Source organism: Aquimarina ulvae, assembly GCF_053613295.3.
Genome location: NZ_JBSIBP030000001.1, coordinates 740,803 through 764,421 on the forward strand (window position 1 = coordinate 740,803; position 23,619 = coordinate 764,421).

22 protein-coding genes are annotated in these 23,619 nt (G+C 34.5%); 18 read left to right on the forward strand and 4 right to left on the reverse strand.

From position 1 onward, the window contains the following. Positions 1-6 precede the first annotated feature (6 nt). From ACWGOQ_RS03245 to dnaG, 16 genes are all read left to right on the forward strand, one after another. Positions 7-1,089 (forward strand): chorismate mutase, encoded by a 1,083-nt coding sequence (locus ACWGOQ_RS03245; RefSeq protein ID WP_452057119.1) that lies wholly within the window; start codon positions 7-9, stop codon positions 1,087-1,089. Positions 1,090-1,139: 50 nt separating this feature from the next. Next, complete coding sequence (gene rsgA, locus ACWGOQ_RS03250) at positions 1,140-2,093, forward strand: ribosome small subunit-dependent GTPase A (protein ID WP_452057120.1); 954 nt, start codon at positions 1,140-1,142, stop codon at positions 2,091-2,093. A gap of 51 nt (positions 2,094-2,144) precedes the next feature. Beyond that, complete coding sequence (gene dtd, locus ACWGOQ_RS03255; protein WP_452057121.1) at positions 2,145-2,597, forward strand: D-aminoacyl-tRNA deacylase; 453 nt, start codon at positions 2,145-2,147, stop codon at positions 2,595-2,597. Positions 2,598-2,620: 23 nt separating this feature from the next. Next, positions 2,621-3,814, forward strand: coding sequence for a DUF3858 domain-containing protein (locus tag ACWGOQ_RS03260; RefSeq protein WP_452057122.1), 1,194 nt, complete (start codon positions 2,621-2,623; stop codon positions 3,812-3,814). A gap of 2 nt (positions 3,815-3,816) precedes the next feature. Beyond that, on the forward strand, positions 3,817-4,143 hold the full coding sequence (locus ACWGOQ_RS03265) for a nucleotide pyrophosphohydrolase (protein WP_452057123.1): 327 nt from the start codon (positions 3,817-3,819) through the stop codon (positions 4,141-4,143). Continuing rightward, positions 4,143-4,397 carry a hypothetical protein gene (locus ACWGOQ_RS03270; protein WP_452057124.1) on the forward strand — a complete coding sequence of 85 codons (255 nt, stop codon included), beginning with the start codon at positions 4,143-4,145 and terminating at the stop codon, positions 4,395-4,397. The genes ACWGOQ_RS03265 and ACWGOQ_RS03270 overlap by 1 nt, the downstream gene beginning before the upstream one ends. Further along, positions 4,397-5,617: a 3-phosphoshikimate 1-carboxyvinyltransferase gene (locus tag ACWGOQ_RS03275; RefSeq protein WP_452057125.1), complete on the forward strand. Its 1,221-nt coding sequence runs from the start codon at positions 4,397-4,399 to the stop codon at positions 5,615-5,617. The genes ACWGOQ_RS03270 and ACWGOQ_RS03275 overlap by 1 nt, the downstream gene beginning before the upstream one ends. A gap of 79 nt (positions 5,618-5,696) precedes the next feature. Next, complete coding sequence (gene queA, locus ACWGOQ_RS03280) at positions 5,697-6,746, forward strand: tRNA preQ1(34) S-adenosylmethionine ribosyltransferase-isomerase QueA (protein WP_452057126.1); 1,050 nt, start codon at positions 5,697-5,699, stop codon at positions 6,744-6,746. A 365-nt stretch (positions 6,747-7,111) separates the two neighbouring features. Further along, positions 7,112-8,083, forward strand: a complete 972-nt coding sequence (locus ACWGOQ_RS03285) for a chalcone isomerase family protein (protein ID WP_452057127.1) — start codon at positions 7,112-7,114, stop codon at positions 8,081-8,083. 88 nt (positions 8,084-8,171) lie between these two features. Next, positions 8,172-9,212, forward strand: coding sequence for a dual-specificity RNA methyltransferase RlmN (gene rlmN, locus ACWGOQ_RS03290; protein ID WP_452057128.1), 1,041 nt, complete (start codon positions 8,172-8,174; stop codon positions 9,210-9,212). Between the two features lie 99 nt (positions 9,213-9,311). Further along, complete coding sequence (locus ACWGOQ_RS03295; protein ID WP_452057129.1) at positions 9,312-10,289, forward strand: polyprenyl synthetase family protein; 978 nt, start codon at positions 9,312-9,314, stop codon at positions 10,287-10,289. A gap of 170 nt (positions 10,290-10,459) precedes the next feature. Next, complete coding sequence (locus ACWGOQ_RS03300; RefSeq protein WP_452057130.1) at positions 10,460-11,029, forward strand: RNA polymerase sigma factor; 570 nt, start codon at positions 10,460-10,462, stop codon at positions 11,027-11,029. After that, on the forward strand, positions 11,010-11,840 hold the full coding sequence (locus tag ACWGOQ_RS03305) for a hypothetical protein (protein ID WP_452057131.1): 831 nt from the start codon (positions 11,010-11,012) through the stop codon (positions 11,838-11,840). Before ACWGOQ_RS03300 ends, ACWGOQ_RS03305 begins: the two co-directional genes overlap by 20 nt. A 76-nt stretch (positions 11,841-11,916) precedes the next feature. Continuing rightward, entirely contained in the window at positions 11,917-12,987 is a 1,071-nt protein-coding gene (locus ACWGOQ_RS03310) for an antitoxin VbhA family protein (RefSeq protein ID WP_452057132.1), read from the forward strand. A 521-nt stretch (positions 12,988-13,508) separates the two neighbouring features. After that, positions 13,509-16,796, forward strand: a complete 3,288-nt coding sequence (locus tag ACWGOQ_RS03315) for a T9SS type A sorting domain-containing protein (RefSeq protein ID WP_452057133.1) — start codon at positions 13,509-13,511, stop codon at positions 16,794-16,796. Between the two features lie 145 nt (positions 16,797-16,941). Further along, positions 16,942-18,900, forward strand: coding sequence for a DNA primase (gene dnaG, locus ACWGOQ_RS03320; protein ID WP_452057134.1), 1,959 nt, complete (start codon positions 16,942-16,944; stop codon positions 18,898-18,900). Here dnaG and ACWGOQ_RS03325 read toward each other — a convergent pair. Together ACWGOQ_RS03325 and nadE are read right to left on the reverse strand one after the other, a co-directional pair. Next, positions 18,897-19,529: a response regulator gene (locus ACWGOQ_RS03325; protein WP_452057135.1), complete on the reverse strand. Its 633-nt coding sequence runs from the start codon at positions 19,527-19,529 to the stop codon at positions 18,897-18,899. The two genes, dnaG and ACWGOQ_RS03325, sit on opposite strands and share 4 nt — an antisense overlap. A gap of 143 nt (positions 19,530-19,672) precedes the next feature. Further along, positions 19,673-20,461 (reverse strand): NAD(+) synthase, encoded by a 789-nt coding sequence (gene nadE, locus ACWGOQ_RS03330; protein WP_452057136.1) that lies wholly within the window; start codon positions 20,459-20,461, stop codon positions 19,673-19,675. Positions 20,462-20,629: 168 nt separating this feature from the next. Between nadE and gldB the strand changes: the two genes are divergently transcribed. Together gldB and gldC are read left to right on the forward strand one after the other, a co-directional pair. After that, a complete protein-coding gene (gene gldB, locus ACWGOQ_RS03335; protein ID WP_452057137.1) occupies positions 20,630-21,598 on the forward strand; it encodes a gliding motility lipoprotein GldB in 969 nt (322 codons plus the stop codon). Further along, the gene (gldC, locus tag ACWGOQ_RS03340; protein ID WP_452057138.1) at positions 21,598-21,936 is read left to right on the forward strand and encodes a gliding motility protein GldC; all 339 of its coding nucleotides are present in this window, start codon (positions 21,598-21,600) and stop codon (positions 21,934-21,936) included. Before gldB ends, gldC begins: the two co-directional genes overlap by 1 nt. A 296-nt stretch (positions 21,937-22,232) precedes the next feature. Here the strand turns inward: gldC and yihA are convergent, their stop codons facing one another. Together yihA and ACWGOQ_RS03350 are read right to left on the reverse strand one after the other, a co-directional pair. Beyond that, the gene (gene yihA, locus ACWGOQ_RS03345; RefSeq protein WP_452057139.1) at positions 22,233-22,838 is read right to left on the reverse strand and encodes a ribosome biogenesis GTP-binding protein YihA/YsxC; all 606 of its coding nucleotides are present in this window, start codon (positions 22,836-22,838) and stop codon (positions 22,233-22,235) included. An 11-nt stretch (positions 22,839-22,849) separates the two neighbouring features. Next, positions 22,850-23,614 carry an alpha/beta fold hydrolase gene (locus tag ACWGOQ_RS03350; RefSeq protein WP_452057140.1) on the reverse strand — a complete coding sequence of 255 codons (765 nt, stop codon included), beginning with the start codon at positions 23,612-23,614 and terminating at the stop codon, positions 22,850-22,852. Between the last annotated feature and the right edge of the window lie 5 nt (positions 23,615-23,619).

Genomic DNA, 23,619 nt, shown 5'->3' on the forward strand with positions numbered 1-23,619 from the left:
ATAGAGATGGAAAATAAGAAAGAGTTAAGAAACTGGCTAGATGATTATAATTTAGATCACCCATTAGTAATAGGAGGACCTTGTAGTGCTGAGACCGAAGAACAGGTAGTCAAAATAGCACATCAACTTAAAGACTCTGATGCCACAGTATTGCGTGCTGGAATCTGGAAACCAAGAACAAGGCCTGGGAATTTTGAAGGAGTGGGAGCTTTAGGATTAAAATGGTTGCAACGTGCTAAAGAAGAAACAGGAATGAAAATTGCTACCGAAGTGGCAAATCCTCATCACGTAGAATTGGCATTAGAACACGGAGTTGATGTGTTATGGATTGGTGCGAGGAGTACCGTTTCTCCTTTTATCGTTCAGGATATTGCAGAGGCCTGTAAAGGAATTGACAATCCTGTGCTGATAAAAAACCCTATCAACCCGGATTTATCACTTTGGTTAGGAGCCGTGGAACGTTTTTATACGTGTGATGTTAAAAATCTGGGGGTAATACATAGAGGGTTTTCAACGTATCAAAAAACTAAATATCGTAATATTCCGGAGTGGCAGATACCTATTGATTTGCAAAATCGCTTTCCGGATTTACCACTAATTTTAGATCCTTCGCATATTGCAGGAAGAAGAGATTTGATATTTGACCTTTCACAAACCGCGTTAGACCTCAATTTTGATGGGTTAATAGTAGAAACACACTATGATCCTGATAACGCCTGGAGTGATGCTGCGCAACAAATTACACCAGATACTCTAATTCAGTATATGAAAGACTTAAAAATTCGGAAAGAAATTGGTGTGGATGAAGCATACCAGAAAACATTGAGTGAATTACGCGCAAAAATTGATGTTGCTGACAACCAGTTGTTGGACGTTTTATCAAAACGAATGAAGATTTCTGATGAGATTGGTAAGGCAAAAGCAAAACAAAATGTTGCTATATTACAATCTAAACGATGGAATGAAATTTTAGGCAAAATGATTCTTGAAGGAGAAGAAAAAGGATTGAGCGAGGAATTTATTTTAAGGATCTATAAAGCGATACATCAGGAGTCGATCAACCATCAGAAAAAAGTGGTACAATCTTAAATATGTATAATATTTACTGGGTGTAGAGATTTATTTGCATCTTTGCATTTATGACAGGAACTGTATATAAATCTACCGGAAGTTGGTATACTGTTAAAGCAGATAACGGTATGGTCTACGAGTGTCGGATAAAAGGTAAATTTAGAATAAAAGGTATTAAAAGTACCAATCCTGTATCCGTCGGTGATAGGGTGGATTTTAAATTAGAAACCAATAACGATAGCGAAACAGGTGTTATAGAAAATATCCGGGAGCGCCGCAATTATATCATCCGAAAATCGGTAAACCTCTCAAAGCAAACCCACATCATAGCTTCAAACATTGATGTGGTTTTTTTATTAGTTACGCTTAATAATCCTCCTACGTTTACAACCTTTATCGATCGTTTTTTAGTAACGGCAGAGGCATATGATATCAAAGCAGTATTGCTATTTAATAAAGTTGATACCTACAATGAAGAACAGCTTTTAGAAATAAAATATTTAGCCGCTTTATACAGAGAAATAGGATATGAATGCATAGGTATCTCAGCAAAAACTGGTAAAAATATTGACGAGGTGAAATCTTTGATGAATGGAAAAGTCAGTATGTTTTCCGGTCATAGTGGAGTAGGCAAGTCAACATTGGTTAATTTAATCGAACCCGATTTATCTCTTAAAACAGCAGCGATTAGTGATCAGCATCAACAAGGTCAGCATACTACTACTTTTGCAGAAATGTATGATCTTAGTTTTGACGCCAAGATTATTGATACCCCAGGTATTAAAGGTTTTGGTATTGTTGATATAGATAAAGAAGAGCTGGGAGATTACTTCCCGGAATTCTTTGAACTAAAAGAACAATGCAAATTTAATAATTGTCTTCACATTAACGAACCTAAATGTGCGGTAAAGGCAGCTTTAGATAATGAAGAAATTCCCTGGTCCAGATATAAAAGCTATCTACAAATCCTAGAAGGAGAAGAAGAACATTATAGAAAAAACAACTATGACAATGAAGATTAAAATTTTTTCACGTTTTGGTGGTAACATTTTATTCTTATAAGACACTATATAATGAGAGCTGTTGTTCAAAGAGTTTCTAAAGCATCTGTAACGGTTGAAGGAGAAAAGATTTCACAAATAAGCCGTGGGCTTTTGATTTTAATAGGTATTGAAGAACAAGATACTAAAGAGGATATTGTATGGTTAACGGGTAAAATAAGTAAGTTAAGGATCTTTGGAGACCATAAAGGTGTTATGAATAAAAGTGTCAAGGATACAGATGGAGAAGTAATTGTAGTAAGTCAGTTTACATTACACGCTAGTACACGCAAAGGAAATCGTCCTAGTTATACCAAAGCGGCAAAACCAGAGATTTCGCTTCCTTTGTATGAAGAATTTATAAAGCAATTAGAGTTTGAGTTAGGTAAAAATGTTGGAACTGGTGTGTTTGGAGCGGATATGAAAGTATCGCTTCTTAATGATGGACCAGTGACTATTATAATAGATACAAAAAACAAAGAATAATAATCCCCCAAAATAAATTTTATATGCTAAAAAAAATACAACTAATTATAGTTGCTGTTTTTTTATGTGTTTCTGAGAGTAATAATGCGCAGGACGATCTTAGTTTACAAGCTGTTCTTATCGATTCTATGCTTACTCAAAATGCAAATGCTATTGTAAGATCAGAGGATGTTGTAATAGAAATTAATGCGGTCAATTCTATAACTGTGAAAACAAAACGTATTGTTACGGTATTAAATAAATATGGAGATCGCCACGCGAATTCTTATGAGCCTTATGATCCGGATACTAAAATAAAAAAGGTGCGGGCAACTGTTTACAATGCATTGGGGCAGGAAGTTAAAAAATTTAAAAGAAAGGATTTCAGTGATAGGAGTGTGTACGATGGATTCTCTCTTATTGGGGATAATCGATATATATACTTTGATCATACGCCAGTTAATTACCCATATACGATGGTTTATGAAAGTGAACTCGAGAGTAAAAATACAGCATTCATAGAACCCTGGTTTCCAATTGCAAATTATCAGTTAAGTGTTGAAGCAGCTTCATATAAAGTAGTGAATCCGGAGAAAATCCCGCTAAGAACAAAAGAGAGAGCATTTGATGGATATCCTATAGAAATTATAAAGGGTGATCAGGAAATAACCTATGTTTTGTCAAAGGTTCGGGCTTTATTCAAAGAATATAAAAGCCCTTTTTTTAAAGATCTAGCACCTAATGGAAAAGTAACTCTTGGAAATTTTTCTTTGGTTAATATTGAAGGTACATATACGGTAAAAGGTATCAAGGAATATGGGAAAGGGGTGAGTGAAAAATTCAATTTTATTATTGAAAACCAAATTGAAACGATTGAAGATGAAATATTCTTTTCTCCTTTATTATTTTTGAGGGATAAGAAAAATATATTTAAGTCAGATGATAGAAAATACCCAATAGACTTTGGATATAGTATTTCTAATAAATATATGGTGAATATTAAAATACCTGAAGGTTATGAAGTAGTAGAGTGCCCAAAAACATTGGCTTTTAAAATGCCGGATGATATGGGTAAATTTACATTTAGATCTAATGTGTTAAATGGAGTAATTCAGGTTGTAGTGGATGAAACTGTTACAGCTTCTGTGATTCCGGCAAACTACTACTCAACAATTAAGGAGTTTTATAATCAAGTGATACAAAAAGAAAACGAACAAGTAGTCCTTAAAAAAATATAAGTATGAATATCCAAGATGCACAAAAGGCAGTCGATGATTGGATCAAAAATCACGGAGTCAGATACTTTAACGAACTTACCAATATGGCACAACTAACAGAAGAAGTTGGTGAGGTGGCTAGAATAATTGCTAGACGATACGGTGAGCAAAGTGAAAAAGAAAGCGATAAAAACAAAGATTTAGGAGAAGAATTAGCAGATGTAATGTTTGTGGTGTTGTGTCTTGCTAATCAAACAGGAGTAAACCTTCAGGAAGCATTTGATAAAAAGCTTGATATTAAAACAAAAAGAGACCATGATCGTCATCATAATAACAATAAACTAAAATAATGTTTACATCAATAGTTTCTTCAAAAAAATATTGGGTTTCCGTAGTATTGTTAGGGCTTGTTTTTGTGGTCTTGTTTAGTATCATTGAGCATTTCATGCAATATGGTGGTTTAGCCTTTGATACTTTCCTAAATGAAAAAATAAATAATGGTCTTTGGATACGATATGTATTATCCAGAATCGTAGGTGGGTTATTGTATGGGATGATTCTTGGATATTATTTTGAATTAAAAAAACGCAAATCAAATCAATGATGAATTTGAAATTAAATAACATTTCGAATATTAAAAGTAACTCCTTGCAAATCACAGGATCCAAGAGTGAAACAAATAGGTTGTTAATATTACAGGCGCTTTATCCACAAATAGCGATAGAGAATATATCTAATAGCGATGACTCACAATTAATGCAAACTGCATTAGCGAGTAAAAATGAGGTTGTAGATATCCATCATGCGGGAACTGCCATGCGTTTTCTTACTGCGTATTTTGCGGTGCTGAAGGGTCGTAAAACAATATTGACCGGTAGCAAAAGGATGCAAGAACGTCCTATTAAAGTTCTTGTGGATGCACTAAGACAATTAGGATGTGAAATTAGCTACGAAAAAGAAGAAGGGTTTCCACCAATTAAGGTTATAGGAAAGCATCCGATAACTAATAGTGTTTCTTTGGCTGCCAATGTTAGTAGTCAATACATTTCGGCATTAATGCTAATTGCTCCTTCTTTGCCGCAAGGTTTGGAAATCAAGTTAGAAGGGAAAGTTACTTCAGTTCCATATATAAAAATGACATTAAGTCTGCTAAAAGATGTAGGTGTTTCAGGAACTTTTGAAAATAACATCATTACTGTTGAACCAAAAGAAATAGTTTCTTCCAAAAATATTGTCGTAGAATCGGATTGGAGTTCTGCCTCCTATTTTTATAGTATTGTAGCGTTATCAGACGATAAGCACGTAACGCTTGGGAGTTACAAACAGAATAGTTATCAGGGAGATTCGGCGCTAGCCACTATTTATAAAAAACTAGGAGTAGAAACTACTTTTGATGATCATAGAATTGTCTTAGAAAAAGTTTCTTCATCAAGTACAACAGAGGTTTTAGAATTGAATTTGGCGAACTCACCTGATATTGCACAAACAATCGCAGTTACTTGCTTTGGATTAGGGAAAGCCTGCTATCTTACGGGATTACATACGTTAAAAATAAAAGAAACAGATAGGTTAGAAGCGTTAAAAATAGAAATAGAAAAATTAGGAGGAGAGATCATTATAACACAAGATTCGTTAAGGTTGTCACCAAGTTCATCAATTAAACCAGATGTCAGAATAGATACATACCACGACCATCGAATGGCAATGGCGTTTGCCCCACTTGCTCTTAGAACAACATTGTTTATCAATGATGCAGATGTAGTTTCAAAATCATATCCTGATTTTTGGAATGATTTAAAGAAATTAGATTTTAAAGTATTGTAAGTAAAAATATATATGGTCATTTACTTGACAACCCCTGTGTCGAGATTGTATATTTGCATTTCCAAAAAAACAAACACGAATGAAGTTATCACATTTCAATTTTGACCTTCCACAGGATTTATTGGCAGAGTATCCATCAGAAAACAGAGATGAAGCACGCTTAATGGTTCTTAATAGAAAAGATAAAACAATTGAACATAAGCAATTCAAAGATCTTATAGACTATTTTGAGCCTAAAGATGTTATGGTCCTTAATAATACCAAAGTTTTTCCGGCCAGGTTATATGGCAATAAAGAAAAAACAGGGGCTAGAATAGAGGTGTTTTTATTACGTGAACTGAACTCAGAAACGCGTCTTTGGGATGTGCTCGTGGATCCTGCACGTAAAATTAGGATTGGTAATAAATTATACTTTGGAGATGATGAAAGCCTAGTGGCAGAAGTAATTGACAATACTACATCAAGAGGACGAACACTTCGGTTTTTATACGATGGGTCTTATGATGAATTTAGACAAAAGCTTACAGATTTAGGAGAAACCCCTTTGCCTAAATATATCAAAAGAGATGCAGAGCCAGAGGATGAAGAGCGATATCAGACGATTTATGCAAAAAATGAAGGAGCAGTTGCAGCACCTACAGCAGGGTTACACTTTTCTAAACACCTTATGAAGCGTTTAGAAATTAAAGGGGTTGATTTTGCAGAAATTACCTTACATGTTGGCTTAGGTACTTTTAATCCGGTAGAAGTTGAGGATTTGTCAAAACACAAAATGGATAGTGAAGAGGCGTATATAACCGCAAAAGCTACAGAAGCTATAAACAATGGAATTACCAATAAGAGAAGAATTTGTGCTGTTGGTACAACGGTAATGAGGGCGCTGGAAAGTGCAGTTTCTTCTGATAGCACATTAAATGAATTTAGGGGGTGGACAAATAAATTTATATTTCCTCCATACGATTTTAGTATAGCAAACAGTATGATTACAAATTTTCATACACCAAAATCGACCTTACTAATGATGGTTTCTGCTTTTGCAGGGCACGATTTTATTAAGGAAGCGTACGAAGAAGCAGTAAAAGAAAAATATCAGTTTTATTCTTATGGTGATGCTATGTTAATTATATAAGCGGCATTTTTATAAAATACTATATAAAAACGCTACTTTATGAAGATAAAATAGCGTTTTTACTTTACTGACCTTTTGTAAATAAGAGTGTTTTTTTGTATTGGCTGTCCAGCATAATATCGATATTTTTGTTGTATAAATCTTAAAATTAATAAGTTATAATGGTTATTTCATAAATAATAAGTATTTTGCGAATCTTTTGAGAAAAAAATTACGGTTTTTCCGTATTTTCTGATGGTTTTACGACGATTAATCAGGTGTTTTGTCGAAAAAAATAAGAGTAAGAATTTCTGATTCTTCTTTTTAAAATATTAATCGTTTATTGTGAATGCCTTAAATTAAAAAAGAGAACTAAACAATAATTTATGAGTAGAATTTTACACATCGTTTTATTTTTTATAACCTTCTTTTCATTTTCACAAACCAAAGTTGGTGATCTTCATTTTAATGATATTGACGTTTTTGAAAATAAGGAGTTAATGCTCAATGGAGCTGGTGAAAGAGAAAAGTTATATGCTATTGGATTATATCTCGATTTTGAAGTAGATGGAGTTGAGGATGGGCTTATGGTTGCCGAAAAAAATGCTACCATGGCACTTACCATAAAAACAATTACTGATATTACTAATGAAGAGATGAACAAAATTATCAGAAATGGATTAGAAAGAGCTACGGATGGTAATAGTTATTTAATGGAGGATCAAATTAGAGATTTCCTTAAACTTCTTCCAGATATAATTAATAAATACGAAATATTCAAAATTGTTTACACTAAAGATCAAAACCTTACATTATATCGAAATATTGAAAGACTAGGAGCGGTTAGAAATAGTTTAGAATTTAAACAAGCACTGTTTAAAATCTGGTTAGGTGACAATCCAGTAGATGTTGAACTAAAAGAAGATTTATTAGGATCTTTTGATGCAAACCCGATATTGGGTCAATGGAAAGCTTATGATAAAGAAACCGGAGTAGCGATCAATATCGTTCAATTATACATGATAAAAAACAAGGTTTTTGGATCAATACAAAGAATGCTTCGTCAATCAGAGAGAGATGCTGTATGTTACCAATGTGAAGGAAATGATAAAAATCAACCAGTCGAAGGATTGGTTATCCTCAAAGGTTTAAGGAATAAAAGCGAACTAAAATATACAGATGGTAGATTTACTGATATTAAAAGTGGAAAAGTATCAGATTGTCAAATCTGGATAGATGAAGATGATATAGACATTCTTAATGTACGGTACAGAGGAGGAGGTGGTGTACACCAATGGAAACGTGTTGGAAATTCACGTAAGGATAAACGGGAAGATTTCAGGACGGTAAAATTCTAAAAATAAAATCCGCCAGACATAATTCTTTAAATAGTTTATGCTTTCAGGTAGAGAGAGACATCTATCTTTTGCATACTTTTGCAAACTAATGAAAGCAAAAAAAAAAGATATACGTGCGCTCACCAAAGAGCAACTTCGTGAATTCTTCGTAGCAAGTGGGGATAAAGCTTTTCGGGGAAATCAGGTATATGAATGGTTATGGAGTAAAGGTGCTCATAGTTTTGAGAGCATGACGAATATTTCAAAAGCTACTAGGCAGTTACTGGAAAACAATTTTGTGATCAACCATATTAGAGTTGATCAGATGCAGCGCAGTACAGATGGTACTATAAAAAATGCTGTTCGTCTTCATGATGGATTAGTGGTCGAATCAGTTTTAATTCCAACTCCCACAAGAACAACGGCCTGTGTTTCATCACAGGTAGGATGTAGTCTGGATTGTAGATTTTGCGCTACTTCACGCCTGAAAAGGATGAGAAATTTAAATCCAGATGAGATTTATGATCAGGTGGTAGCTATTGACAATGAAAGTCGGTTGTATCATAATCGTCCGTTGTCTAATATTGTTTTCATGGGGATGGGAGAACCCTTGATGAATTATAATAATGTGTTAACGGCAATAAGTAAGATAACTTCTCCCGAAGGGTTAGGGATGTCTCCCAAAAGAATCACGGTCTCTACGTCTGGAGTTCCAAAAATGATAAAAAAAATGGCAGATGATAAGGTGCGATTTAAATTGGCTGTATCATTGCATTCAGCAATTGATGAAGTACGAACCAGTATCATGCCATTTAATGATAACTTTCCACTTACCGACCTTCGAGAAGCATTAGAGTATTGGTACGAAAAAACCAAAAGCCGGATCACATATGAGTATGTAGTTTGGAAAGGTATCAATGACAGAAAAGAGGATATTGATGCGTTACTCAGGTTTTGTTCTTATGTTCCATGTAAAGTGAATCTTATCGAATATAATCCTATAGATGATGGAGAGTTTCAGCAAGCTTCAGATACTGCAATAGAAAATTATATTATCGCATTAGAAGCAAGAGGGTTTGTAGTAAATGTCCGCAGAAGCAGAGGTAAGGATATAGATGCTGCTTGCGGGCAATTGGCAAATAAGACATAATTCTGTGCGTTTTGTTAATTATTTATAATCTGTTTTGACCCTCAATAAGGATTATACTATCTTCGCAACTAGTTAGAAAACAAAATTATCTACCTCAGATTGAAAGTCGTTGAGCAAATAAAACTTCCCATAATTGATGAGATGGAACTTTTTGAACAAAAGTTTTCTCACTCAATGTATTCTAAAGTAGCTTTGCTTAATAGAATTACTCATTATATAGTAAATAGAAAAGGAAAACAGATGCGTCCTATGTTTGTTTTTCTTGTTGCTAAAATGGTTTCTGGTGGAGAAATAGAAGAACGCACCTATCGTGGTGCCTCAGTCATTGAACTAATCCATACCGCTAGCCTTGTCCATGATGATGTGGTAGATGATTCTAATCGGCGAAGAGGTTTTTTTGCAGTTAATGCACTTTGGAAAAATAAAATTGCCGTGCTTATCGGTGATTATTTGCTTTCCAAAGGGATGTTGGTTTGTATTGATAATGATGATTTTGATTTGTTAAAAATCATTTCTGTAGCCGTTCGAGAAATTGTAGAAGGCGAGTTGTTACAAATTGAGAAAGCAAGAAATCTGGATATAACAGAAGAAATTTACTACGAAATTATCCGTCAAAAAACTGCGACCTTAATAGCAGCGTGTTGTAGTGTAGGAGCTTGTTCCGTAGAACCAAATTCGGACTCTGTAGAAAAAATGAGAAAATTTGGTGAACTTATAGGAATGGCATTTCAGATTAAGGATGATTTATTTGATTATGGAGATACAGCAATAGGTAAACCTACCGGAATTGATATCAAAGAACAAAAGATGACGTTGCCTTTGATTTATACCTTAAATCACTGCACCACAGAAAAAAAGAAATGGCTTATCAATTCTGTTAAAAATCACAACAAGAATAAAAAACGTGTCAAAGAGGTTATTGATTTTGTGAAAATGAACGGTGGATTAGAATATGCAATAAAAATCATGCATCAATTTAAAGAAGATGCATTAGCTATATTATTAGAATATCCTGAATCAGAGTATAGGTCATCTTTAGAATTAATGGTAAATTATGTAATCGATCGTAAAAAATAACTAGGTTTTCTTCTAACTTGAAATCTTTTAAGTGCTGTAGTTGGCTCAATACATGTTCAAGCTGCTGCTCCATTAATCTTAATAAGAGGTTTTTTTAAATTTATCAGGCAACCTTTTTATTTGTTAGCACGTCTATGTAAATAGAGAGTTTTAAATAATTGATTTTTACATTGAAAGTTATTCAGTTTTATAAAAACGAAACACAGCTTATTAAGAAAGCTTCAAATAAGCATCGTGATGCGCAGCGGCAGCTATATGATAAATATTCTCCTAAAATGCTAAGCGTCTGCAGACGATATATTAAAGATATTCATTTTGCAGAAGAAGTAATGCTAAGTGGTTTTCTTAAGGTGTTTACTAACTTGAAACAGTTCAATTTTACAGGAAGTTTTGAAGGCTGGGTGCGAAGGATTATGGTCAATGAATCGATTTCTTTTTTAAGAAAACAAAAACAGATAGTATTTACAGAAGATATTTCTGTTTATCAGGAAGCTTCTTGGAATAATATTAATATAGAATTAGAAGTAGAACAAATTCAGGAATTGATAGATAGTCTGCCAGAAGGTTATAAAATGGTATTTGTACTATATGCTGTAGAGGGGTACAAACATCATGAGATTGCTAAAATGTTAGAAGTGAGTGAAGGTACTTCAAAATCTCAACTTTTTAAGGCTAGAAAAATGCTGCAGCAAAAGTTAAATCAACAAAATAAAATTAGTAATGGCGCCATTAAAGTTTGAAGATAGTATAAAGGAGAAGTTGGAGCAGCGCACTATAGAACCTTCTGCCGAAACTTGGAATATATTAGAACAGCAATTAAATGATCAACATAGTCATAAAAAAGTAAAAAATTATTGGTGGTTAGGTATAGCTGCCAGTATAGCAGGTTTTTTAATTCTTTCAACAGTTTTTATCATGTCTGATGAAAAAATTGAACCAAGTAATAGAGAGCTTGTTGATGCTAGTGAAGATAGTTTTAAAGAAAAAAAATCTACGGATTTTGTAGAAATAATTCCCGAAGAATTAATCCAGGAGACCAAGAAAGAACAAGCTGATAAAGAAGCTTTTATTAAGTATACTAAGGTTGCAAAGAGTCATGATGGAGAAAGTAGCAGTTTAAAAAACAGCAAGCATAAAGAAGATATTCAGGAGGAAAATAATAATCAAAATAGGATCAGGGAACGTATCTTTAAAACTAGTACGACAACAACTATTGCAATTGAGTTAGATAAAGGTGTTTATGATGAAGGTAAATCGCTACAACTTATTACAAAAGCAATTGAAAGTAAAATAGCAGATGTTGTCGAAAAAGTGAAAGAACTTGAAAAAAATAACGAAACTGTTTCCGATGAAGAAGTTGATGCTTTACTTCGCAAAGCGCAGCTTGAAATCACAACAGAAGAAATTTTAAAATCAAATACAGTAAGTGCATCTGCATTGCTTCTAGACGTAGAATCTGAGTTAGATGAATCATTTAAAGATCGTGTTTTTGAAGCGCTTAAGACAGGTTTCGAGAAATTAAAAACTACTGTAGCAGAAAGGGATAATTAAACATTCATCAATCGAAGCTTACAGATCTCCTCTCTTTTCAATGAGAGGAAACTGTAAGTGAAATCTAATATTATTTATGAGAACAATTATAATGTTTGTCGTATTAACGACAATGATACTTAGTACCTGTTTTTTAAGTGCACAGGATACAGATAATAGAAATAAAATTGAGGAACTCAATCAGAAAAAAGAAGCTATTGTTACTTCTGAAAGAGAAGGGCTTAAAAAAGAGGTAGAATCAATTAATGAGCGGTTAGTAAAAGGGGAGATAACTACGGATGAGGCTCAGAAACTAAAGGAAACTGCAGCAGAAAGACGCGCATTGAATATCGAAAATCGGTTGGCAATAATAAAAAATAAAATTGCCTTACTAGAAAGAAATGATAGTGAATATCTGAACTCTGATAAAAGTAAAATTTCAATAGGCCTTGGAGCTAAGGATAAGGATGATGGAGATATCTTATTCGGTTTCAATGTTAATACCGGGAAGAAGACAAAGATAAGGTACGATAGACGTACATATTCCGATTTGGTAGTAGCCTTTGGGTTGAATAATGCAATTGTAGAAGGGCAATCACTAGATGATTCAGATTATAAAATTGCAGGGAGTCGATTTTTTGAGATAGGTCTGGTGTGGAAAACTAGAGTTTTCAAAAACTCAAACTTTATGAGGGTAACCTACGGGATTTCATACCAATCTAATGGGCTTAAACCAACAGATAACAGGTATTTTGTAGCAAATGGAGATCAAACTGAGCTGGAAGAGTTTCGGTTAGAGCTGGATAAGTCAAAGTTTAGAATGGACAATATGGTAGTGCCAATGCATTTAGAGTTCGGGCCTTCAAAAAGAACAGAAACTGAAGAAAAGTTGAGATTTTCAACGCACGGAAAGTTTAGAATAGGATTAGGAGGTTATGTAGGAGCAAATATCAGTACACGTCAAAAATTAAAGTATAAAGAAAATGGAGACCGAATAAAAGATAAAATTAAAAGAGATTATAATACAAGTGATTTAATTTATGGCTTAAGCACCTATATTGGTTTTGGTGATATGTCGTTATATGCTAAGTATGATTTATCTCCAATTTTTCAGAATGCATCAGTAGATCAGAACAATGTTTCTTTGGGGTTGCGTTTTGACCTCTGATAATTACCATAATCGGCAGGGTTCTCTGTAGATTTCAAATTTATGAAATTTAACAAATTCGAATTTAGCTTTAATTTCATTTTTAAGTGTTAGCCCATTTTGGAGGCAAAAGAGTTGTGATTATCCACAACTCTTTTTAGCTTTAAAGATAAATTACGTTTTGTGTTATCTAGATTTTATAGGGTGTTGAGAATACTCTGTTAAAATACTATGAGAAGTAGAGTTGTTTTCTTTTTGTTAAATAATACACAAATAAAAGGGAGTTGTTAAATAAATAAGTGTCGAGATATACCTTAGGTAATTTACGGTTTTAAAGTAATGGATTGATTGTAAGTATTTTATGACATGTATTTTTTTTATTCTTAATCTAAATAGCATATATTTAAAATCCATTTTGATAGTCAATTTATTAGGTTTTTTTTAAAAAAGTCAGGCTTGTATTAGCCCGTATACAGGTCAGTGAAATACTACTTATGCTAAAATTGGTATATAACAATGTAACTGTTAACCAAATTTTAGATATGAAAACAAAATTCTATTACGTAGCATTTTTTATGCTTTGCAGTTTTGGTATGCTTGCCCAAGTAGGACCAAAAGGCCCCTCAACAATTAGTAAAGCAGCTTATGTGAGAAACATTCCAGCTCTTTCGAAAATGGATAATATAATATCCGCAAAAAATTTCCAACACGTCGCTCCGGACAAAAAGAGAGGTCAAAATATGTTTGTTCCTGGTAAAGGGATACCAGCATATGGTCAAGATGATCCTCTTTTACAAACTCAAAAGAATAATCAAACGAGAATGGCTGTTAGTACAGAAATAGCTTCGTTTGATGCACACATAGGTACTGTATTAAATGATGCCACAGGAGCCATAGGTCCTAATCATTATGTGTATGCGTTCAATTCAGGTTTTGGTATTCTGGACAGATCTGGTAATGTATTGTTGCCAGAAGCTTCGTTAGGGACACTGTTTCCAGGAGAAACGTTAGGGGATCCTATTGTAGTATATGACAACTATGCTGACCGTTTTATTATCATGGAATTTAGTAATACACCAAATGGTATTTTAATTGCAGTTGGTCAAGGACCTGACCCTGTAAACGACGGATGGTTTACTTACCGATTTAATACAGGATCGTTTCCGGATTATGAAAAGCTATCTATATGGAGTGATGGATATTATATTACTGCCAACAAAGATCAAAATAACCCAAGTGCTAACGATGTGGTGTTTGCTGCAGAAAGAGATAAGATGTTAGTAGGTGATCCTAATGCAGGGTTTTTAGGTTTTCCACTACCAGGCGCAGCTACGAATGGTTTTTATAGTCCAGGTGGCTCGAATTCTACTGGTCCAAATTTACCTCCCGTTGGAGTAGGACATTCCATACTATATTTACAAGATGATAGCTGGACGGGAGTTTCTCAAGATCATATAAAAGTTTGGACTACCGATGTAGACTGGGTTAACCCGGGTAATTCAACAATTTCTCAACCTCAGGAAATTGATACTACACCTTTTGATAGTGTATTCGATGGCGGATCTTTCCAGAATTTGGATGAACCAGGAAATGGACCTGACATCGATGCGTTACAAGCGACTATGATGTATATGACAAATTATAGACGTTTTGGTACCCACAATTCTATTGTATTAAATTTCGTAGTTGACTTGGATGGAACAGATAGTTTAGCTGGTATTCGCTGGTACGAATTAAGGCAAACTGCTGACGGACAACCTTGGACAATTTTTCAGGAAGGAACTTATGTGCAACCAGATGGATTAAGTGCATTCTGTGGTAGTATAGCGCAAGATGCTCAAGGTAATATTGGTTTAGCGTATACTGTGGTAAGTAGTTCTGTGTTTACATCATTGAGATACACAGGTAGATTAACGAGTGATCCTTCGGGTACAATGACCCTCGCAGAGCAAGTTTCTGCAGACGGTGATGCGCAAAATAATAGAGGAGACGGTCGTTACGGAGACTATGGACAAATGACTATTGATCCGCTAGATGATATGACTTTTTGGCATATCAGTGAATATATGAAAGGTCCTGCTCCTAATGTAAGAAGAAGTCACGTAGTTGCTTTTAAACTTCAACCGGATACTCCAGATACAGAAGCACCAACAGTGCCAACAAACTTGGTGGCATCTAATACGACTGATGTTTCGACAACTATTAGCTGGGATGCTTCTACCGATAATATTGGCGTTACCGCATACGATGTGTTTCAGGATGGGGTTTTGGCGGCAACAGTTGCTACAACATCAGCAGATATAACAGGTTTATCTCCAGCTACATCATATGATTTTACAGTAGTAGCAAAAGACGCAGCTGGAAATGAGTCGGCAGCTAGTGCTGCATTGGCAGTAACTACAGAAGCTCCTGATACAGAAGCTCCATCAACTCCAACCAATCTCGTAGCATCTAATACTACTGCAGGACAAACCACATTGAGTTGGGATCCTTCTACAGATAATGTGGGTGTAGCAGCATATGATGTATTACAGGATGGTGTTGTGGTAGCGACAGTTTCTGAAACTACGGTGGTAGTTTCTGGGCTTACCGCAGAGACTACGTACGAATTTACAGTTGTAGCCAAGGATGCCGCAGGTAATGAGTCTGCGGCAAGCGATCCTCTTAGTGTTACAACTCCTGCTGCTTCTGGATGTTTAGAAGGTATTTTACCTCCTTATGCAGAGAGTTTTGAAGCCGGTATTGGAGAGTGGACACAAGGTTCTGGTGATGATCTTGATTGGATTGTAGGAGCTAATGGAACACCATCTAATAGCACAGGTCCTTCTAGCGCTATAGATGGATCCAATTATATCTATGTGGAAGCTTCTGGTAATGGAACCGGATTTCCTGATAAACAAGCAATTATAACATCTCCTTGCTTTGATCTAACAGGAGCGACTGCTGCTTCTTTCTCTTTTCAATATCATATGTTTGGAGCTGGTAATTTTGGCTCTTTAACTGTAGAAGCTAGTAATGATGAAGGAACTACCTGGACTAGTATCTGGAGCAGAATCGGTAATCAAGGTAATTCGTGGAGGACGGCCGATATAGATCTGTTTGATTATGTAGGCACTGGAGTACAATTAAGATTTAATAGAGTAACTGGTGGTACTTGGAGAGCGGATGCAGCGATAGACGATGTGCAATTGACTGCTGACGGTGGACCAGGTGGTGAAGATTGTGTTTCTGGAGACATAACTTTAAGTATTACTTTTGATGATTATCCACAAGAAACTTCTTGGACACTAACGGACTCAGAAGGAAGTGTTGTTGCATCAGAGAGTTATTCTACAGCAAATCCTGACGGATCTACAGTGACTGAGACGATTTCGGACTTAGGAGACGGGACATACACGTTTACAGTTTCTGATTCATTCGGTGATGGTATCTGTTGTAACTTTGGTAATGGCTCTTATACTTTATCTAGTGAAGCAGGAACAATTGTAACAGGTGGTGATTTTGCCAGTTCAGAGGCAACAGATTTCTGTGTGGAAGGATCAGTACGATTAGATACATATCCTCTAAGTGGTCTTCGTTCGGAAGATGCAGACGCTTTCAAAATTTATCCTATTCCGGCTAAAGGGACTCTAAATGTAGCAGCAGGTGATCGATCAATTGATAATATAAAGATTTTTTCTATGTATGGTCAATTAGTAAAAGAAATAACGAGCCAGGGAACCCAGAAACAAATAGACATTAGCAATTTAGCTTCAGGTACATATTTTATTCGTTTTGCGTCTTATGATGCAGAATTGGAGATAACAAGAAAATTTGTAATCGCAGAATAATCTAATTTATCAAGTTATAATTTAGCCACAAGGAGGCTGTCTTTTATAAGGCAGCCTCTTTGTTTATAGAAACAGTTATGAAATGAAATGGGTATCAAGAATTATACTATTTTTGTCTATTGTTTAATACCACATTAAGTGCTTCATGATCCATAAGTCAACCATAGATGCTGTTTTTGAAACTGCCCGATTAGAAGAGGTGATAGGAGATTTTGTGCAGCTTAAAAAATCAGGGAGTAATTTTAAAGGATTAAGTCCTTTTAGCGAAGAACGAACACCTTCTTTTATGGTGTCGCCAGTAAAACAAATCTGGAAAGATTTTTCTAGTGGTAAAGGTGGGAATGTAGTGGCATTCTTGATGGAACACGAACACTTTACATATCCCGAAGCGATAAAATATCTTGCAAAAAAATATAATATTGAAATAGAGGAGACCGAGCAAACTGATGAGCAAAAAGTACAGGCTGATGAACGAGAAAGCATGTATCTGGTTAGTGAGTTTGCTAATACGTATTTTCAGAAGACACTTCATAGAACAGAACAAGGCAAGGCTATAGGGTTATCTTATTTTAAAGAACGGGGTTTTACCCTAGATATAATTGAGAAATTTGGATTAGGTTATTCTACCGATAGTTGGGATGCGTTTACATCAGAAGCTATTAAGAAAGGATATCAGTTAGAGTTTCTTGAAAAAACAGGTCTTACCATTGTAAAAGAAGAAAAACAGTTTGATCGGTTTAAAGGTCGGGTTATGTTCCCAATTCAATCTATGTCTGGACGTGTATTAGGTTTTGGAGGAAGAATTTTAACCAATGAAAAAAAAGCTGCAAAATATCTTAACTCACCAGAAAGTGAAATATATCATAAGAGCAAAGTACTGTATGGTATTTATCACGCTAAGCAATCAATAGCTAAAGAAGACAACTGTTTTCTGGTAGAAGGATATACCGACGTAATTCAGTTTTATCAAACAGGAGTTAAAAATGTAGTTTCTTCATCAGGAACAGCGCTTTCGTCGGATCAAATCAGATTGATAAACAGACTTACTAAGAATATTACTGTTTTATTTGATGGCGATGCAGCAGGTATGAGGGCTTCAATTAGAGGAATCGATTTGATTTTGGAGCAAGGGATGAACGTTAAGGTATGTAGTTTTCCAGAGGGAGAGGATCCTGATAGCTTTGCAAAGCAAAATACACTGGAAGAACTCACCTTATATTTAGAAGAAAATGCCCAGGATTTTATAAGGTTTAAGGCTTCACTATTACAGGAAGAATCAAAAACAGATCCTGTTAAGAAAGCCGAATTAGTAAGGGATATGGTAGTTAGTATTGCTAAAATCCCTGATGTGATCAAGCGTGAAATCTATGTGCAGGAGTGTTCTCGTATTATGGATATTTCCGAAAATGTGCTTTTTGATACTTTGGCCCAAATTCGCAATACTGATAATAAAGATCAGCGCAAACAACAAAAAGAAATTACAAAACCATTAGAAGTTGTCAAGCAACAGGCCCAACAACCTAAGATAAATGAACAAAATGGCCTAGAAAAAAAAATCATCGAAATCTTATTGTTGTATGGTACTAAAGAAGAAGAATTCGAGGATCTCGTTATGAAAGAAAATGAAGAAGGAGAACTTTTTTTAGAACCAGAATTATATACTACAAAAGTTTTTGAGAAAATATATTTAGACCTTCAAGAAGATGAAATTGAGTTTACCCAAAATACATTTAAAGAAGTTTATAAAATTTTGATTGATCAATTAAATCAGCAAGATGATTTTAAAATTGAACATTTCATTAATCAAATCCCACCAGATGTTGCATACGAAATCACAGAAATTATGATGGATGAAGAACGTCATGCGTTACATAGATGGTCGGATATGGAAATTCATGTGAAGAAAAAGGAACATTCTGTTTCTCAATATGTTTCTGATACTATTCTTAATCTACGCAGATACTTAATTAACGAAAAAATAAATGAGCTTTCACAAGAAGTGAAAGCCCTAAATTTTGATAATAATCTCAATATTTTAGAAGATATAAGAGATTATCAGACGTTAAAGAAACTTTTATATCAAAAACTAAATCGAGTGATTTAATTAATGTGTAATAATCTAGACTGGTGAATTAAATCAGCCAAATTATCTACCTTAAGTTTTTTAAGCAATCTCGTTTTATAGGTACTTACTGTCTTTTCGTTTATAGATAAAGTACTAGCAATATCCTTATTACGTTTTCCAGAAGATAATAAATTCAATACTTCTATTTCTCTTGAAGATAATTTTTTGTACTTCACGACCATATTGTTCTCATTCGTATTGCCATTGGCTAACTGTTGAGTTAAATTGTCGTTAAGGTAGATGCCCCCGCGAGCAACACGGTCAATAGCCTTTTTAAGGGTCTTAGTTGCCACTGTTTTAGATAGATATGCAGAAGCACCAGCCTTGATCGCACTTAGTGCATACATTTCTTCAGGATGAGAGCTGAAAATAATAACTTTTATCCCAGTGAATTCTTTTTTAATGGTTCGCAACGCCATGATGCCATTAATTTGAGGCAAGTCTAACTCCATGATCAAAATGTCAGGAGTTTTAGTTTTCAAAATATCATACATTTCATTTCCGTTGCTTACTTTTCCGATGATTTCAAAATCTTCAGAATTTCTAAGCAAAGAAGCGATCCCTTTTCTAGTAATAGGATGATGATCTGCGATTAGTACGTTTGTCATTCTTGTTTACAATTGATAAATGTTAATTTTTAATTTAAAGGGGTTAACATCTCTAGGGGTAATTTTGATACTTGTTTCACGCAAAATTACTAAGAACTACTAGTCGTAAACTTGTTTTTATGAAATTATCGACAAAACGTTAATTAAATCAGATTAACGGGTATTTCACAGACTGGAATCGGTATCATTTTATGTTGGTTTACCGTATTTAAATGGGAATAAATCTTAAAAACTTCTTCTTCTCGATCAGAAAAATCACTACTTTTCTTACCTAAGTCCTTCATTTTCATTGCCCACTCCAGTTCGTCATAACTCGCTCCAATCTGATCTTCATCACTTCTACTATCACCAAACAAACCATCAGTTGGAGTAGCATTTTGTATCGAATCAGGTACTTGCAGTACCTTTGCTAATTCATAAACTTCGCTCTTCAGTAAATCTGCTATTGGACTAATATCAACGCCACCATCACCATATTTAGTATAAAAACCTACGCCAAAATCTTCAACTTTATTTCCTGTCCCGGCAACCAGATAGTTATTTGTACCTGCTAAATAGTATAACGTAGTCATTCTTAATCGAGCTCTGGTATTGGCAAGAGACAGGTTTAGCCTCGTTTCAGAATCACTTTTTGGAACTGCTTTTCTAAACTCTTCAAAAACAGGAGTCAAGTCAACTCGCGTATCTGATACTTTATCAAATCGTCTTTTTAGTTGTGAAATATGTTCTTGTGCTCTGGTGACTTGATTTTTTGCCTGATGTATTGGCATTTCTACGCATAAAACATTTAATCCTGTTTTAGCGCATAAGGTAGAGGTAACCGCACTGTCAATTCCACCGCTAATTCCAACCACAAATCCAGTAATGTTTGCGTTGATAGCATATTCTTTTAGCCAATTTACAATGTGGTCAATTACTTTTTCAGTTTGCATGTTTTTATTTTTTTGTAATGATTGTTGTTCAAGCCAGCCTCGCTTTTATAAGCTAATATATTATAGAACCTGATTTGATAATTAGTACCTTTGTGGTTATAAAATTAATAAAAAAAGATAGCGTTATTGTGTTAGAGCGATTATTTGTATAGATATTATAATATTTGAATGAAGTATAGTAAGTTTTTAAAGATTGGGGTAGTTTTTTGCATATTTTGTTCCTGTGTAGAAGAAAGTAAAATCGAAAAAGAAATAGCAGCAGTACCTGTAGAAATTGGTATCGAACGTTTTGATAGAATTTTTGCCAACGTCACACCCAAAAATTTAGCTGATGTAAAGGCAAAATATCCTTTTTTCTTTCCTAAAGAAAATAATGATAGTATTTGGATTCAAAAAACTAAAGACACCATACAGCTAGAGATCAATCAGGAAGTAGAAAAAGCATTTAGTAATTTATCTAAAGAAAAAGAACAGTTGGAATCTTTATTGCAACACATAAAATATTACTTTCCTGAAGTTACAGTGCCTAGAGTGATAACAGTAACGTCGAATGTAGATTACCAACGAAAGGTCATATTATCAGATAATTTATTAATAATTTCTTTAGATACGTATTTAGGGGCTGACCATCATTTTTATGGAGGCATACAAGCATATCTTAAGGATCGTTTTGTGAGAGGTCAGATAGTGCCAGATGTAGCTACCGTGTATGCAAAGCAATTAGTAGAAGTGCCAAGAGATAGAACTTTTTTAGCAAATATGATATACTATGGTAAAGAAATATATCTCAAGAACTTGTTTCTTCCTAATTTTCCAGATAGTCAGAAATTGGCATATACCGAGGATCAGTTGGAGTGGGCAATAGCGAATGAAGAAGAGATTTGGAGATACTTTATCGACCGTCAATTGCTGTACAGCACAGAAGCTGATCTTTTGCCTCGTTTTTTGTATCCGGGTCCATTTTCTAAGTTTTATCTAGAAGAAATTGATAAGGAAGCACCCGATAGGATTGGCCAATATATAGGCTGGAAGATTGTGAGTTCATATATGGAGAATAACAATGTATCTTTGCGGCAGTTATTATTAACAGATGCTGAAACAATTTTTAATACTTCTAAATACAAACCTGCAAGATAATGTCAAAAATGCATACATCAGAGATCAAGATCGATATAGAGTTGGACGAAAACAAAGTCCCGGAAAAATTAAACTGGACAGCTAAGGATGGAGGAATAGAAAATGCGGAGACGAAAGCAATGTTATTGTCAGTTTGGGACCATAAAAATAAAGAGAGTCTTCGTATTGATCTTTGGACAAAAGATATGCCGGTCGATGAGATGAAAATATTTTTTCATCAAACGCTAGTTTCTATGAGTGAAACTTTTAATAGGGCAACACAAGATGAAAAAATGTCCGCAACAATGAAGGATTTTTGTGACTATTTTGCAGAGAAGTTAGAGTTAAAAGAACGATAGTTTCTGTAGATTAGTTGTTACTTTTTTTAAAATGACAGCGTTACAAGAAACAATGGTCTCAGTATACAGTACTTGTTTGCTTTTATGGTTAGTTAGCATAGGTATTTAGTTTTTAAACGCGGAATTGCACACCTTTCTACCTTCTTCTGTATTTTTTTTAAGTTGAATTTATTAGAGATTTTAGAAAAAAATAAAGAAAGAGCCGAAAAAATAAGTCTAAAATTCTAATAGATGCTGAAGGAATTTGCTTGATAAAACCTTTCAAAGATTTGTAGGATGTTCTTAAATAAATAGATTTAAGTGCTAGCCATTTTTCGATTTATTTCTTCAATGTAACTCAATACTTCATCTTTACCTAATCCAGAAGAAGACGAAGTGATAAAATAGTTGGGCATCTCTTCCCAGTATGTTAGCATTTCATTGGTGTAAGCTTTGATGTTTTTTGGTAACTTGGTTTTTGTAAGCTTATCGGCTTTTGTGAAAATTATGGAAAACGGAATTTGATTTTCTCCAAGCCATTGCATGAATTCTAAATCTATTTTTTGAGGTTCAAGTCTAGAATCTATTAATACAAAGGCAGAAACTAGTTGAGTTCTTTTGGAAAAATAAGAAGTAATAAATTTCTGAAACACTTTTTTGGATGACTTTGAAACTCGAGCATAACCATAACCTGGTAAATCTACCAAAAACCAATTTTTGTTAATCATAAAATGGTTAATTAGTTGCGTTTTTCCAGGGGTTCCAGATGTTTTGGCCAGACTTTTACGACTCGTTAGCATGTTGATCAGGGAAGATTTACCAACATTAGACCTGCCAATAAAAGCATACTCGGGTACATTGTTCTTTGGGCATTTTGCCACATCGCTGTTACTCATCACAAATTCAGCGCTACTAATTTTCATGGTTCTGGTAGTTAGAAATTACGTTCTTGTAGCCAGGTATGTAATAATTCATTAAACTCATCAGGGTGTTCCATCATCGCTGCGTGCCCACATTTATCTATCCAATATAAATCAGAATCAGGTAGTAGTCGGTTAAAATCGTCTGCAACTTCGGGAGGAGTAACATTATCATTTCTACCCCAGATAATACAGGTTGGGGTTTTCATATTAGGAAGATCCTTCGCCATATTATGCCGTATAGCACTCTTAGCAATCGCAAGGGTTCGAATCAGTTTATTTCGATCATTTACAGTAGCGTACACTTCATCAACAATCTCTTTTGTTGCAATAGCTGGATCATAAAATACATTTTCTGCTTTGGCTTTGATATATTCATAATCACCACGCTTAGGATAGCTTTCTCCCATGGCACTTTCGTAAAGACCAGAACTACCTGTTATGACCAGTGCTTTTACTTTTTCAGGAAACATTTTTGTGCAAAGCAATCCAATATGTCCTCCAAGAGAATTACCTAATAGAATTACCTCTTTGTAGCCTAATTGATCAATAAAATCTTTAAGGTATTTAGCAAAAGTACCAACACTGGTTTTTATTAATGGCATTTCGTACAATGGAAGTTCGGGTATCAAAACTTTATACCCATTCTCTGGAAAAAAAGTACTGACACCATCAAAGTTGCTTAACCCCCCCATCAAACCGTGTAAAATTACGATTGGAGCGCCTTCGCCTAGCTCGAGATAATTGAATTTTCCGTCTTTCTTTAATTCGTGCTTCATTAATA